This is a genomic window from Streptomyces sp. NPDC003456 (genome assembly GCF_042878735.1).
Classification (GTDB): domain Bacteria; phylum Actinomycetota; class Actinomycetes; order Streptomycetales; family Streptomycetaceae; genus Streptomyces.
In genome coordinates, this window is sequence record NZ_JBIAOK010000006.1 from 108,231 (window position 1) to 121,813 (window position 13,583).

11 protein-coding genes and 1 pseudogene are annotated in these 13,583 nt (G+C 72.9%); 2 read left to right on the plus strand and 10 right to left on the minus strand.

Going from position 1 to position 13,583, the window contains the following annotated elements; translation table 11 throughout:
* Window positions 1-96: 96 nt before the first annotated feature.
* The 3 genes from ACFYWG_RS24780 to bldG all read right to left on the minus strand — a co-directional run bounded on the left by ACFYWG_RS24780 (window position 97) and on the right by bldG (window position 3,704).
* Window positions 97-2,511 carry a sodium-translocating pyrophosphatase gene (locus ACFYWG_RS24780; RefSeq protein WP_383503344.1) on the minus strand — a complete coding sequence of 805 codons (2,415 nt, stop codon included), beginning with the start codon at window positions 2,509-2,511 and terminating at the stop codon, window positions 97-99.
* A gap of 303 nt (window positions 2,512-2,814) precedes the next feature.
* Window positions 2,815-3,240, minus strand: coding sequence for an ATP-binding protein (locus tag ACFYWG_RS24785; RefSeq protein ID WP_383503346.1), 426 nt, complete (start codon window positions 3,238-3,240; stop codon window positions 2,815-2,817).
* Between the two features lie 122 nt (window positions 3,241-3,362).
* On the minus strand, window positions 3,363-3,704 hold the full coding sequence (bldG, locus tag ACFYWG_RS24790) for an anti-sigma factor antagonist BldG (RefSeq protein WP_003991900.1): 342 nt from the start codon (window positions 3,702-3,704) through the stop codon (window positions 3,363-3,365).
* Between the two features lie 79 nt (window positions 3,705-3,783).
* Between bldG and ACFYWG_RS24795 the strand changes: the two genes are divergently transcribed.
* Window positions 3,784-6,306, plus strand: a complete 2,523-nt coding sequence (locus ACFYWG_RS24795) for a DEAD/DEAH box helicase (RefSeq protein ID WP_389203645.1) — start codon at window positions 3,784-3,786, stop codon at window positions 6,304-6,306.
* Window positions 6,307-6,518: 212 nt separating this feature from the next.
* On the opposite strand, the gene ACFYWG_RS24800 is transcribed toward ACFYWG_RS24795, so the two are convergent.
* From ACFYWG_RS24800 to ssd, 7 genes and pseudogenes are all read right to left on the minus strand, one after another.
* The gene (locus tag ACFYWG_RS24800; RefSeq protein WP_389203647.1) at window positions 6,519-7,025 is read right to left on the minus strand and encodes an Rv3654c family TadE-like protein; all 507 of its coding nucleotides are present in this window, start codon (window positions 7,023-7,025) and stop codon (window positions 6,519-6,521) included.
* Window positions 7,022-7,381, minus strand: coding sequence for a TadE family type IV pilus minor pilin (locus ACFYWG_RS24805; protein WP_376328100.1), 360 nt, complete (start codon window positions 7,379-7,381; stop codon window positions 7,022-7,024). Before ACFYWG_RS24805 ends, ACFYWG_RS24800 begins: the two co-directional genes overlap by 4 nt.
* Complete coding sequence (locus ACFYWG_RS24810; RefSeq protein ID WP_383503370.1) at window positions 7,368-7,577, minus strand: DUF4244 domain-containing protein; 210 nt, start codon at window positions 7,575-7,577, stop codon at window positions 7,368-7,370. The genes ACFYWG_RS24805 and ACFYWG_RS24810 overlap by 14 nt, the downstream gene beginning before the upstream one ends.
* Window positions 7,578-7,669: 92 nt before the next feature.
* On the minus strand, window positions 7,670-8,464 hold the full coding sequence (locus tag ACFYWG_RS24815; RefSeq protein ID WP_389203649.1) for a type II secretion system F family protein: 795 nt from the start codon (window positions 8,462-8,464) through the stop codon (window positions 7,670-7,672).
* Complete coding sequence (locus ACFYWG_RS24820) at window positions 8,461-9,324, minus strand: type II secretion system F family protein (RefSeq protein WP_389203651.1); 864 nt, start codon at window positions 9,322-9,324, stop codon at window positions 8,461-8,463. The genes ACFYWG_RS24815 and ACFYWG_RS24820 overlap by 4 nt, the downstream gene beginning before the upstream one ends.
* A 358-nt stretch (window positions 9,325-9,682) precedes the next feature.
* Window positions 9,683-10,843, minus strand: a pseudogene (locus ACFYWG_RS24825) (TadA family conjugal transfer-associated ATPase); the annotation flags it as partial.
* Entirely contained in the window at window positions 10,840-11,949 is a 1,110-nt protein-coding gene (gene ssd / locus ACFYWG_RS24830) for a septum site-determining protein Ssd (protein ID WP_389203653.1), read from the minus strand. The pseudogene ACFYWG_RS24825 and the gene ssd, both read right to left, overlap by 4 nt.
* A gap of 573 nt (window positions 11,950-12,522) precedes the next feature.
* Here ssd and ACFYWG_RS24835 point away from each other — a divergent pair.
* Window positions 12,523-13,356: an HAD family hydrolase gene (locus ACFYWG_RS24835; RefSeq protein ID WP_376328109.1), complete on the plus strand. Its 834-nt coding sequence runs from the start codon at window positions 12,523-12,525 to the stop codon at window positions 13,354-13,356.
* Window positions 13,357-13,583 lie beyond the last annotated feature (227 nt).

Sequence of the window (13,583 nt, forward strand, 5' to 3'; positions counted from 1 at the left end):
GAGAAGGCTCACGCAACGGCCGTGCACAGCGCGGGCGGGCGACGCGTCAACGCGCGCCGCCCGCCCACACCTTGAGCCGGATATCCAGGAACGCCCCTACGAAACCACCGCCGGATCGACCGACTTGGGGTTCGGGGGCTTGGGCTCGGCACTGTCGCCGTCCCCCATGGCGATCCCGCGCCGCTTCGACACGTACACCGCCCCGGCGATGACGACGAACGCCAGGGCCGCGATGAGGATGCGCACGCCGATGCTCTTGTCCGGGCCGTAGGAGAACTTGATCACCGCGGGCGCGATGAGCAGGGCCACCAGGTTCATGACCTTCAGCAGCGGGTTGATCGCGGGACCGGCGGTGTCCTTGAACGGATCGCCGACGGTGTCGCCGATCACGGTGGCCGCGTGCGCCTCACTGCCCTTGCCGCCGTGGTGGCCGTCCTCGACGAGCTTCTTGGCGTTGTCCCACGCGCCACCGGAGTTGGCGAGGAACACCGCCATCAGCGTGCCCGCGCCGATCGCACCCGCGAGGAACGCGCCGAGCGCGCCGACGCCCAGCGTGAACCCGATGAAGATGGGCGCCATCACGGCCAGCAGACCGGGAGTGGCGAGCTCGCGCAGGGCGTCCTTGGTGCAGATGTCGACGACCTTGCCGTACTCCGGTTTCTCGCTGTAGTCCATGATCCCGGGCTTCTCGCGGAACTGCCGCCGCACCTCGAAGACCACGGAACCCGCCGACCGCGACACGGCGTTGATCGCCAGCCCCGAGAAGAGGAAGACGACCGCCGCCCCCGCGATCAGGCCCACGAGGTTGTTGGGCTGCGAGATGTCCATCATCAGGCTCATCGGCGCGCCTTCGCCGCTGAGCTTCTCGCCCACGTCCCGCGCCCCGGTGAAGATCGCGTCGCGGTACGACCCGAACAGTGCCGCCGCGGCGAGCACGGCCGTGGCGATCGCGATGCCCTTGGTGATCGCCTTGGTGGTGTTGCCCACCGCGTCCAGGTTGGTGAGCACCTGCGCGCCGGCGCCCTCGACGTCACCGGACATCTCGGCGATGCCCTGGGCGTTGTCGGAGACCGGCCCGAAGGTGTCCATCGCGACGATCACACCGACCGTGGTGAGCAGGCCGGTGCCGGCCAGCGCCACCGCGAACAGCGCCAGCATGATCGACGTACCGCCGAGCAGGAACGCCCCGTACACCCCGAGTCCGATCAGCAAGGCGGTGTAGACGGCCGATTCCAGACCGACGGAGATGCCCGCGAGGACGACGGTGGCCGGGCCGGTCAGCGAGGTCTTGCCGATGTCGCGGACGGGCCGGCGGGTGGTCTCCGTGAAGTAGCCCGTCAGCTGCTGGATCAGCGCGGCCAGCACGATGCCGATGGCCACCGCGACCAGGGCGAGGATCCGCGGGTCGCCGTCCTTGCCCTGGATGGCGGCGTCGGTCACGCCGTCGAGCTCGGAGTACTTCCCCGGCAGGTAGACGAACACGGCCACCGCCACCAGCACGAGCGAGATCACCGCGGAGATGAAGAAGCCGCGGTTGATGGCGCTCATGCCGCTGCGGTCCGCCCGCCGGGGCGCCACCGCGAAGATGCCGATCATCGCCGTGACCACACCGATCGCCGGCACCAGCAGCGGGAAGCCCAGCCCGGCGTCGCCGAACGCCGCCGAGCCGAGGATCAGCGCGGCGACCAGGGTGACGGCGTATGACTCGAAGAGGTCGGCCGCCATGCCCGCGCAGTCGCCGACGTTGTCGCCCACGTTGTCGGCGATGGTCGCGGCATTGCGCGGATCGTCCTCCGGAATGCCCTGCTCGACCTTGCCGACCAGGTCGGCGCCGACGTCGGCGGCCTTGGTGAAGATGCCGCCGCCGACCCGCATGAACATGGCGATCAGCGCGGCCCCGAGCCCGAAGCCCTCCAGCACCTTGGGCGCGTCGGCGGCGTACACCAGCACCACGCAGGAGGCTCCGAGCAGGCCGAGGCCCACCGTGAACATGCCGACCACGCCACCCGTGCGGAAAGCGATCTTCATCGCTTTGTGCGAGACGGTGGTCAGGTCCTTTTCCGGCTCGCCCTCCGCCGGTGTCGCCTCACGCGCCGCGGCGGCGACGCGCACATTGCTGCGGACGGCGAGCCACATGCCGATATAACCGGTGGCCGCCGAGAACGCCGCTCCGATCAGAAAGAACACCGAACGTCCGGCACGCTGACTCCAGTCGTCCGCGGGAAGCAGCATGAGCAGGAAGAACACGACCACGGCGAATACGCCGAGGGTGCGCAGCTGCCGCGCGAGATAGGCGTTCGCGCCTTCCTGGACCGCTGCCGCGATCTTTTTCATGCTGTCGGTGCCCTCGCCGGCCGCGAGCACCTGGCGCACCAGAACTCCCGCGAGCACCAGGGCCGCCAGTGCGACGGCCGCGATGACCACGACGAGCACACGGTTGCCGTCGGTCAGTACGGCGGCTGCGAGGTCGGTGGGATGGCCCGACTGTGGTGTGATGGAAAGCCCCGCCATTCGTCCTCCTTGACGCTTGGGCTGAGCTCAAGATGTGGACGGGATTGTAGGTACCGGAACCTGATCAAAACAGTGTGCGATAAACGGAATTCGCCGGGCGAGGTAATGCCTTGAAAGCATTCTCGAAGTGCCGCCCGGCGCGCAAAAGATCGTGAAATGATCGTGAATCAATTCACGCGGCGACCAGCACAGGACCCACTGTAAAGGCGATCACTGACACCCGCACATGACGAAGGGCCCCACGGGTGGGGCCCTTCGTCAAGAACGGTGTGCGAGGGTGGCCGCGGGTGCGCGGCGGTCGGATCACACCAGGATCGTCGGCGGCGGCGTCGTCGGCCAGGTCATCTTGATGGATCCGCCGTGCTCTCCCGCGCTGACCTGAACGTCGTCGACGAGTCCGCTGATGACGGCCAGACCCATCTCGTCCTCGTCGGCCTCGCCGTCCCCGGCGCCGGATGCGCGCCCGCCCGGTACCGCGTGCGGGGCCTCGTCGCCGACCTCGATGGAGAACTGCTTCTCCTCCTCGATCAGCAGCACCTTCACCGGTGCCGAGATCCCGCCGATCTGGTGCAGTCCGACGGCCCGGGTGCACGCCTCACCGACGGCGAGCCTGACCTCGTCGAGGACGGCCTCCTCCACTCCGGCCCTGCGCGCCACCGCTGCCGCCACCAGCCGGGCGGTCCTGACGTGCTCGGGCAGCGCGCTGAAGCGGAGCTCAACGGTGGCCATGCATCCCCCTCGCGACTTCGGGCGTGCTGTCGAGGGGCTCCGGGCCGCCGAAAGGCCGGGCCCCCTCGGTCTTGACTTCCGCCGGACATCGGCCGGCCCGGGCACGGGGCCCGGGACCGGTGTCAGTCGGTGGCCGCAACCGCTTCCTCGACCGAGGTGTGAATCGGGAACACCTTGGTGAGGCCGGTGATGCGGAAAATCTTCAGAATGCGCTCCTGGTTGCAGACCAGGCGCAGGGAGCCCTCATGGGCACGCACGCGCTTCAGGCCGCCGACCAGAACGCCGAGCCCGGTGGAGTCGAGGAAGTCCACGCCCTCCATGTCGACGACAAGGTGGAAACTGCCGTCGTTCACCAGCTCGACCAACTGCTCGCGCAGCTTGGGCGCGGTATATACGTCGATTTCGCCACCGACCCTGACGATCGTGCGATCGCCCATGGTCTCGGTCGACAGGGACAGGTCCACGGATCCTCCAGCACCTTGCTATCGAGCGGTCGCCCTAGGGGCATCTCGGCTTCAGCCCTTGGACGCTTCGCCAGCCGCGATGGCATTCAATCACTTACCGGCAGGCGTGCACGACGCCTTGGCTCCATTGTCCGTCACGCCAGTGACACACTCGGTGCCGATGGCCAAGAATCACCGATCCGATCGAACCCCGACGGACCCCGCCTCCCGGCCCGCGCCGGGCGCGGTCCTGGACCGGCTCGCGTCCGGTCCGAGCAGGGCTTCGCGCATTACTCATACGGAGCACTTGCCCCCGCGCGAGGGTCGGCATGCCGTCTGGCCGGACCGGATCCGCTCGGAGGTCGTGGCGGCCGTGCAGGCGGCGGGCATCGAACACCCCTGGGCCCACCAGGCACGGGCGGCCGAGCACGCCCTGGACGGCGACTCGGTCGTGGTCGCCACCGGCACCGCCTCGGGCAAGTCACTGGCCTACCTCGTGCCCGTGCTGTCCACCCTCCTGGACGGCTCCGAGGCCCCCAACGGCCGCGGCGCGACCACCCTGTACCTGGCTCCCACGAAGGCCCTGGCGGCGGATCAGTGCCGCGCGGTGAAGGAACTTTCACAACCGCTCGGCACCTCCGTCCGGGCGGCCGTGTACGACGGCGATACTCCGTTCGAGGAACGCGAGTGGATCCGCCAGTACGGCAACTACGTGCTGACCAACCCCGACATGCTGCACCGGGGCATCCTCCCCTCCCACCCCCGCTGGTCCTCCTTCCTGAAATCGCTGAAATACGTCGTCATCGACGAGTGCCACACCTACCGGGGCGTCTTCGGCTCCCACGTCGCCCAGGTGCTGCGCCGGTTGCGGCGCCTGTGCGCCCGGTACGGCGCGTCGCCGGTGTTCCTGCTGGCCTCGGCCACCGCCGCCGAGCCCGCCGTCGCCGCCCGGCGCCTCACCGGCCTGCCGGTCGTCGAGGTCGCGGACGACGCCTCGCCCCGCGGTGAACTGGTGTTCGCCCTCTGGGAGCCGCCGCTGACCGAGCTGCAGGGCGAGAAGGGCGCCCCCGTCCGCCGCACGGCCACCGCCGAGGCCGCCGACCTGCTGACCGACCTCACCGTCCAGGGCGTCCGCTCGGTCGCCTTCGTCCGCTCCCGGCGCGGCGCCGAGCTGATCGCCGTCATCTCCCAGGAGCGACTGGCCGAAGTCGATCGCTCCCTGCCCGGGCGTGTCGCGGCCTACCGGGGCGGCTACCTCCCGGAGGAGCGCCGCGCACTGGAGCGAGCCATCCATTCGGGTGAACTCCTGGGCCTCGCCGCGACGAACGCCCTCGAACTCGGCATCGACATCTCCGGCCTCGACGCCGTCGTCATCGCCGGCTACCCGGGCACCCGCGCCTCCCTGTGGCAGCAGGCGGGCCGGGCCGGACGGTCCGGCCAGGGGGCGCTGGCCGTCCTCGTCGCCCGGGACGACCCGCTGGACACCTTCCTCGTCCACCACCCGGAGGCCCTGTTCGACCAGCCGGTCGAGTCGACGGTCCTGGACCCGGACAACCCCTACGTCCTCGCTCCCCACCTGTGCGCGGCCGCCGCGGAACTCCCCCTGACGGACGAGGACCTCCACCTGTTCGGCCCCGCCAGCGAGGGCCTGCTGCCGCAGCTGGAGGCCGCGAAGCTGCTGCGCCGCCGCACCCGCGCCTGGCACTGGACCCGCCGCGAACGCGCCGCCGACCTCACCGACATCCGCGGCGAGGGCGGACGCCCGGTCCAGGTCGTGGAGGCCGACACCGGCCGGCTCCTCGGCACGGTCGACGCGGGCGCGGCGCACTCGACCGTCCACGAGGGGGCGGTCCACCTCCACCAGGGCCGCACGTACCTCGTGCGCTCCCTCGACCTGGAGGACTCCGTCGCCCTCGTCGAGTCGGCCTCCCCGCCCTACTCGACGGTCGCCCGCGACACGACGGCCATCTCCGTGCTGGAGACCGACGTCGAGATCCCCTGGGGCGACGGCCGCCTGTGCTACGGCTCCGTCGAGGTCACCAACCAGGTGGTCTCCTTCCTGCGCCGCCGGCTCATCACCGGTGAAGTGCTGGGCGAGACCAAGCTCGACCTCCCACCCCGCACGCTGCGCACCCGGGCGGTGTGGTGGACCGTCACCGAGGACCAGCTCGACCGGGCCCGGATCAGCCCCGAGATCCTCGGCGGCTCCCTGCACGCCGCCGAGCACGCCTCGATCGGCCTGCTGCCCCTCTTCGCGACGTGCGACCGCTGGGACATCGGCGGTGTGTCGATCCCCCTCCACCCCGACACTCTCCTGCCCACCGTCTTCGTCTACGACGGCCACCCCGGGGGCGCGGGCTTCGCGGAGCGCGCCTTCCACACCGCCCGCACCTGGCTGACCGCCACCCGCCAGGCCATCGCCTCCTGTGAGTGCGAGGCCGGCTGCCCCTCCTGCATCCAGTCCCCCAAGTGCGGCAACGGCAACGACCCCCTGCACAAGAGGGGCGCGGTACGCCTCCTCACCGTGCTCCTGGAGGGAGCACCGGAGGAGAAGCAACCGGGCGGGGAGCCCCAGGATCACGAGAAGGAACCAGGTGGGCAGCCCAGGGCGAGTGAGAAGTAGCCAGGTGGGCAGCCCCAGGCGAAACGGGAAGGAACCAGGTGGGCAGCCCGGGGTTGAGCGCGGCTGACGGGAGCCCGGCAAGGTGGCTGCTGCGGAGCCCGGGGAGCGCGAGGCTGGAGCCGGAGGGGTAGCCGGGGGACACGCCGCCGAGGACGCGCCGCCTGAGGTGCCCGGGCCGATCTGATCCCCCCTCCCCCGGCCATGACACCCGGCTACCGGCCCCGCCGAGGAACTGCGCCACCCTCCTTCCACCCCGCGCCCTCCTCCGGTACCGCGGTGTGCGTCGCCGTCGGCGACCGCGGCACCGCCCCGTCCGTCGCCCTGGGCGGCCCGGCCCGGGCCCTGACCCGCGCTGTGAACGGTCCCCGTCCCGACGCCGCCGTCACGTCCGAGACCTCCCCGGCGACCTCGCACCGCACGAGCCGTACGCCCTGCGCCCGGGCCACCCGGCCGGCCAGGGCGCAGGCCTCCGTAGCGCCCTCGGCCCAGTGGTCCGCCGCCGCGAGGGCGGCGAGATCCGCGCCGCCCGCCGCACGGTGCCGGATCACCACCGCCTGTCCCAGCGCGAGGACCACACCGAAGACGACACACAGCACGGCGATCGCCCCGACGCTCCAGACGGTGGCGGACCCCCGGTCCGAGGCGAGCCCTTCCCGCGAGGCGCCACCTCGGGGACCGGGGCACGCTCGCCGCAGGAGACGGTGACCCCCGCCCTTCATGTCCCCACCGTCTCCTCCACCGACGCCACGGCCTCCTCGCGCACGGCGAAGGACAGACCGCGCAGGACCGGCGGCTCGGCCACCACGACCACCCGGACCTGCTCCGGCCCCCGGCTGACAGTGACCCTCGCGCCGGGCGGCGCCGCGTCGCGGGCCAGTCGCACGACCCGCTCGGGCGGGTCCTGGCGGGCCGCCGCACGGGCACCGGTACGGGCCGCGTCCACGCACTGGATCTGCGCGGCCACCACCAGCAGGCCCCACACCAGAGCCATCGCGAACATGACCAGCACGGGCAGCACCACGGCCGACTCCGCCGTCACGAACCCGCGGTCACCGCCCCGCTCACATCCGCGCATCGAGGGCGCCCTTCACGATGGCCTGCAGCTCCGCGCTGACCGTGCCGCTCGTGACGACCTTGTAGAGCACCACCGCGAAGGCCACCGCGGCCACGATGCCCATCGCGTACTCGGAGGTGACCATCCCCGCGTCCCTGCGCGCCGCCCGCATCCCACACACCAGGGCACGCAACCGCGCCCGTACCGCCTGACACATCTCAACCCCCGTAGAGAGTCCGAACTTCCACTGCTCGTCGCTTGCTTCGCCTGCTTCGCTCACTGCGCTCCTTGCTCCGACACGTGTCCGCCTCAGTCACCACCTCCTCCTCCGAGCACTCCGCCCGCCAGCCCGATCACCACGGGCAGCACCCCGACCGCGATGAAGGCGGGCAGGAAGCACAGGCCGACCGGTGCGCTGACCATCACGCCCGCCCGGCGGGCCCGGGCCGTCGCCGCCCGGCCCCAGTCGGCGCGGGCCTCGGCGGCGAGCCGCGCGACCGGCGCGGCGGCGGGCAGGCCCGACACACCGGCCCGCTCCAGCAGCCGGGCCAGTCCGGCGGCACCGGGCAGAGCAGCCAACCTCCGCCATGCGGCGGCGGGTTCACCGCCCAGCCGAACCTCCGCCGCGCCCCGGGCCAGGGCGTCGCCCACCGGACCGCCCAGCGCCTGCCCGACGGCCTGGGCGGCGACGACCGGGCCGGCGCCCGCCGCGATGCAGGCGGCCAGCAGGTCGGCGGCCAAGGGCAGTTGCCGCTTCACCTCGGCCGAGAAAGGGGCGTTCCGGTCGGTCCCGGCCTTGGCCTCCTGGTGCAGCCGCCACCGCCACACACCCACCGCAGCCGCGAGTCCCACCGCCACTCCGGCCGGACCACCGACCAGCGCCCAGCCGGCACACGCCACGCCCACGGGAGCCGACCAGACGCGCGCCACCGCGCGCAGGTCGAGACGTGGGGAAGAGGCGGTCTCTTCCCGGACCCGCAGCCGTGCCAGCCGCCGCCGTGTCGTCCGGCGGCGCCGTGTCTCCACCAGCCACCGGCCCCACCAGCCGAGGGCGAGCGCCGTCCCCAACACCACCCCCAGCCTGTGGACGACTTCCGCGCTCATGCCACCGCCTCCGCACCCCGCACGATGCGCGACACCCACCACAGGCCGAGGCCTTCCAGGGCCCCGCCGACCGCCAGGCAGCCCAGGCCCGCCGGGGTGTGCAGCAGGACGTGAAGGGGGTCCGCACCGAGTGCCGTGCCGATGAGCAGTCCCAGGGCGGGAAGCCCGGCGAGCATCACCGCCGTCGCCCGGGCGCCCGCCAACTGGGCGCTCAGATCCGACCGTTGGTCCCGTTCGGCTCTCAGGGCCGCTGCCAGCCGGTCGAGCCCGGCCGCGAGTCCCGCGCCCTGGTCCACCGCCACCCGCCAGCACGCGGCGAGTCCCCGCAGCCCTTCGGCGCCCGGTTGCCGTGCCGCCGTCGCGAGTGCCTCCGGCACGTCACCGCCGAACCGTGCCGCCGCCAGCACCGTCGCCTGCGCCTCGGCGAGTCCGCCGCACTCCCGGGCGCCCCGCAGCAGCGCCTCTCCCGGCTGGCGTCCGGCCCGCACCTCCCCCGCGAGCGCCGAGGTCAAGGCGATCACCTCGTCGGCACGGCGCTCCCGGGCCCGGCGCTCGTGGCCGGCCAAACGGGCCCTCCGCAACAGCGGCACCCCGGCCGCGCCGAGGACGACCGGCAGCACCGACGCCCCGAGCACCGCGACCACCAACCCGGCCGCCGGCGCCCACCACTCCGTCCGCCACCGGCCACGCACCTGCCTCAGGGCACCGGACTTCACGCGCCACCCGGGGGGATCCCCGCCGACAGTTCCTCCGCCCGCGAGCAGCAGCCGGGCACGCCGTGCTGCCGTGTCCCGCTCGACCAGCAGCCACACCACCGCGCCCACGCAGGCCGCAGCCGCTCCCATGGAAATCCCCGTCATCCCCAGCACTCCGTCACCCCGTTCACAAGCCCTGACTCCGTTCCGGCCCCTTCACCGGCCGCTCTTCGCAGCCCCGTATCCGCTCGGCATCCGAGGCCGCGAACCCGCCCGGCCCGCCGAACTCCGCGACCGCCCGGCCCGCCGACACCGGGACCGCCCAGTCCGCCGACTCCGCGACCGCCCGGCCCACTGACACCGGGACCGCCCGGCCCGCGGCCTCCCGGCCCGCCCGGTCCGCCGACACCGGGACGCCCCGCCCCTCACCAGCCACCGCGCCCCGGTCACCCGAACCCCCGCCACCCCCCGCTCCTTCGTCCACGCCCCAGCCGGACTCGCCGGGTCCGTCCGCGGGCCTGTCACCCCGCAGCAAGCCACGCAGCCGTGCCCAGCCGCGCTCCCGCACGAACGCGTCCGCTCCCCACCGGAGCGCCGGCACGGTCCGCACCAGCCCGGACGGCTCGCGCTCCAGGACGTGCACCTCGGCGATGCGCCGCCGACCGGCCCGGTCGCGTGCGAGATGCAGGACGACCGAGAGGGCGGCCGCCACCTGGCTGTGCAGGGCGGCCCGGTCCAGCCCGGCGGCCGTGCCGAGGGCCTCCAGGCGGGCGGGGACGTCGGCGGCGGCGTTCGCATGGACGGTCCCGCAACCACCCTCGTGTCCCGTGTTCAGCGCGGCGAGCAGATGCACCACCTCGGGTCCGCGCACCTCACCCACCACCAGCCGGTCGGGGCGCATCCTCAGCGCCTGGCGCACCAGGTCCTCGAGGGTGACCAGGCCGGCGCCCTCCTGGTTGGCCGGGCGGGTCTCCAGCCGCACCACATGCGGGTGGTCCGGCCTCAGTTCCGCCGAGTCCTCGGCGAGGACGATCCGCTCGTCCGGCCCGACCAGGCCGAGCAGGGCGCTCAGCAGTGTCGTCTTCCCGCTGCCGGTGCCGCCGCTGACCAGGAACGACAGCCTCGCGTCGAGCAGCGCGCGCAGCACCCGGTCCCCGCCGGGCGGCACCGTGCCCGCCGCGACCAGTTCCCCGAGGGTGAAGGCCCGCGGCCGGACCACCCGCAGCGACAGGCAGGCGCAGTCCACGGCCACGGGGGGCAGCACGGCGTGCAGCCGGGTGCCGTCGGGCAGCCGGGCGTCGGCCCACGGGCGGGCGTCGTCCAGTCGGCGGCCCGCCACGGCCGCCAGACGCTGGGCCAGCCTGCGCACGGCCGCGGCGTCCGCGAACCGCACCGGCGTCAGCTCCAGCCCGCCGCCCCGGTCCACCCAGACCCGGTCCGGGCCCGAGACCAGCACGTCGGTCACCGCCGGATCGGCGAGCAGCGGCTCCAGCGGCCCGCTGCCCACCAGCTCGGACCGCAGCCGGGCCGCCGCACCGAGGACCTCCGCGTCGCCGAGCACCCGGCCCTGTTCCCGCAGGGCCTGCGCCACGCGTGCCGGGGTCGGTTCGGCGCCGCTGTCGGCCAGCCACCGCCGCACGCCGTCGAGCAGGTCCGCGCCTTCGAGTCCGGCCAGGGTGCTCATGCCGCACCCGCCTGGACGAGCGCCCGCTCCCAGAACTCCCGGCAGAACCGGGCGAGGGGTCCGCGCGGGGCCGCCCCCGGTGGCGCCGCGCCTCCGTCAGGCCGCAGCAGTCCGGGCTCCACCGGCACCTCGCCGGCCAGGGGCAGTCCGAGCAGCCGGGCCACCTCCCGGTCGTCGAGCCCGGGCGCGTACGGGCCGCGGACGGCCACCCGCACGTCTCGCAGGACCATGCCGACAGCCGACGCCATCCGGCCGGCGGCGGCCACGGCCCGCAGCTCGGCGGGCACCACGAGCACGCCCACGTCGAGCTGGCCGAGCACCTCGGCGACACCGTCGTCGATCCGGCGCGGCAGGTCGACCACCACCGTGCCGCCCCGGCGGCGGGCGGCCGCCAGCACCGCGCGCACCGCCTGGGGCGGGACGGCGATGCGGTCGCCCCGGTCCCAGCTGAGCACCCGCAGCGAGTGCAGCTCGGGCAGTGACTCCTCCAGCGCGCCTCCGCCGACACGCCCCCGTGAGGAGGCGAACGCCGGCCAGCGCAGTCCCTCGGCCGTCTCCCCGCCGAGCAGGACGTCGAGTCCGCCACCCAGCGGATCGGCGTCCACCAGCAGGGTGCGCAGTCCTTCCCGCGCGGAGGTGACCGCGAGGGCGCAGGCGAGCGTGGACGCTCCGGCTCCTCCCCGGCCGCCGACGACCCCCACGGTGAGGGCGGGCCGGCCGACGCCCTCGGCGACGTCGGCGATCCGGTCGACCAGCCACTGCTCGCCGTCGGGGAGCATCAGGACGTGCTCGGCGCCGATCTCGACGGCCCGCCGCCACACCCCCGAGTCGTCCTGGTCCCGTCCGACCAGGACGACGCCCTTCCTGCGGGCGGCGCCACGCACCCGCCGCGCGGCGTCGTCACCGACCAGGACGAGCGGTGCGGCCTCCCATCGGCCTCTGCGCTCGGGCACCCCGTGGTGCACCTCGGGTGTGGCGCCGGCCGCGGCGCACAGGCGCAGCAGGTCGTCGAGGAGTTCGGTGTCCTCGGTGACGATCAGCGGTCCGCCCTGCCGCCCTGCGGCGGGCGGCGGTTCGTGTGTGACGGTTCCGGCCACGGTGTCCATCCCCCTTCGCTGCGCGCGCGGCCCCTGCGGCCCCGCGATTCCCAAACGTGGGGAGAACCGGCAAGGCGGCCTCCCTCGGAACGGCCGACGAAAACCGGCCAAACGCCTCCCCGCAATCGCCGAACGGCCACGGAAGTCGCCGCGAGCGGGACGCGCTGGAATCACGGTGCTGCGATCCCGGAAATCGTGTGGATCTTGGTGGAAAACTGTGGAAGCCCCGGGGGTTGTGAATATCGCGGTCACCCAAACCGGTGAGCCCGCCGGGCCCTCCCTGCGACATCCACAGAGCAGTCCGACGACTACCCTGCGTGACGAAGCCGGGACATGCCGAAGGAGCGGCCGCAGCCGCTGCGAGGCGGCGTCAAGGCCGCGAGAAGGAGGAGAAAACCCATCCGGACATGCGACGACCCCCGCCGGGGGGGAGAGCGGGGGTCGTCCCCACGGCCGACTCGGGGGGGGGAGGAGTCGGGCCGGGTTAGCACGGTCGCGAACGATCCGTGACTTCCATGGTGTACCCGAGAGCCCTCTCAGGCAAACCCACGCGCCACACCTTACGCCGAATGGGCTGCCCCTATGCTCAAGGGCGTGGAAAACCACTCCTTGCCCCGCACAGCGGCCTTCTTTGACCTGGACAAGACGGTCATTGCGAAGTCGAGCACGCTCACCTTCAGCAAGTCGTTCTACCAAGGCGGTCTGATCAACCGCAGGGCCGTCTTGCGGACCGCGTACTCCCAGTTCGTCTTCTTGGCCGGCGGCGCCGACCACGAGCAGATGGAGCGCATGCGCACCTACCTGTCCGCACTGTGCCGCGGCTGGAACGTCCAGCAGGTCAGGGAGATCGTCGCCGAGACACTGCACGACCTGATCGACCCGATCATCTACGACGAGGCCGCCTCCCTCATCGAGGAGCATCACACCGCCGGCCGCGACGTGGTGATCGTGTCCACGTCGGGTGCGGAGGTGGTCGAGCCGATCGGTGAACTCCTCGGCGCTGACCGGGTGGTGGCCACCCGCATGGTCGTCGGCGAGGACGGCTGCTTCACCGGGGAGGTGGAGTACTACGCCTACGGCCCCACGAAGGCCGAGGCCGTCAGGGAACTCGCCGAGTCCGAGGGCTACGACCTCAGCAGGTGCTACGCCTACAGCGACTCGGCCACCGATGTGCCGATGCTGGAGTCCGTCGGCCACCCCTACGCCGTGAATCCGGACCGGGCGCTGCGCCGCGAGGCACTCGCGCGGGGCTGGCCCGTCCTGGACTTCCACCGTCCGGTCCGGCTCAAGCAGCGCATGCCGGCGTTCTCGGTGCCCCCGCGTCCGGCGCTGGTGGCGATCGCCGCGATAGGCGCGGCGGCGGCCACCGCGGGACTCGTCTGGTACGCGAGCCGGCGCCGGGCGTCGGTCGCCTGAGCCGCGCCGCACGCGCGTCCTGTTTGAACCTAAAAGTAAAGAACTGCGGCCCGGACTTCCGCTACCAACGGGTCAGGAGTACAAAGGACACAACGGCCCGCGAGACCAAGGACATCCGAAAGGATCACCTTTAATACGCATTTGGCCCCACGGACCGCGCATGAACACCGGGCACCCACGCGACGTCGACCCGTCGATTACGGGCCAGCCGCACCAGGTGACGGGCA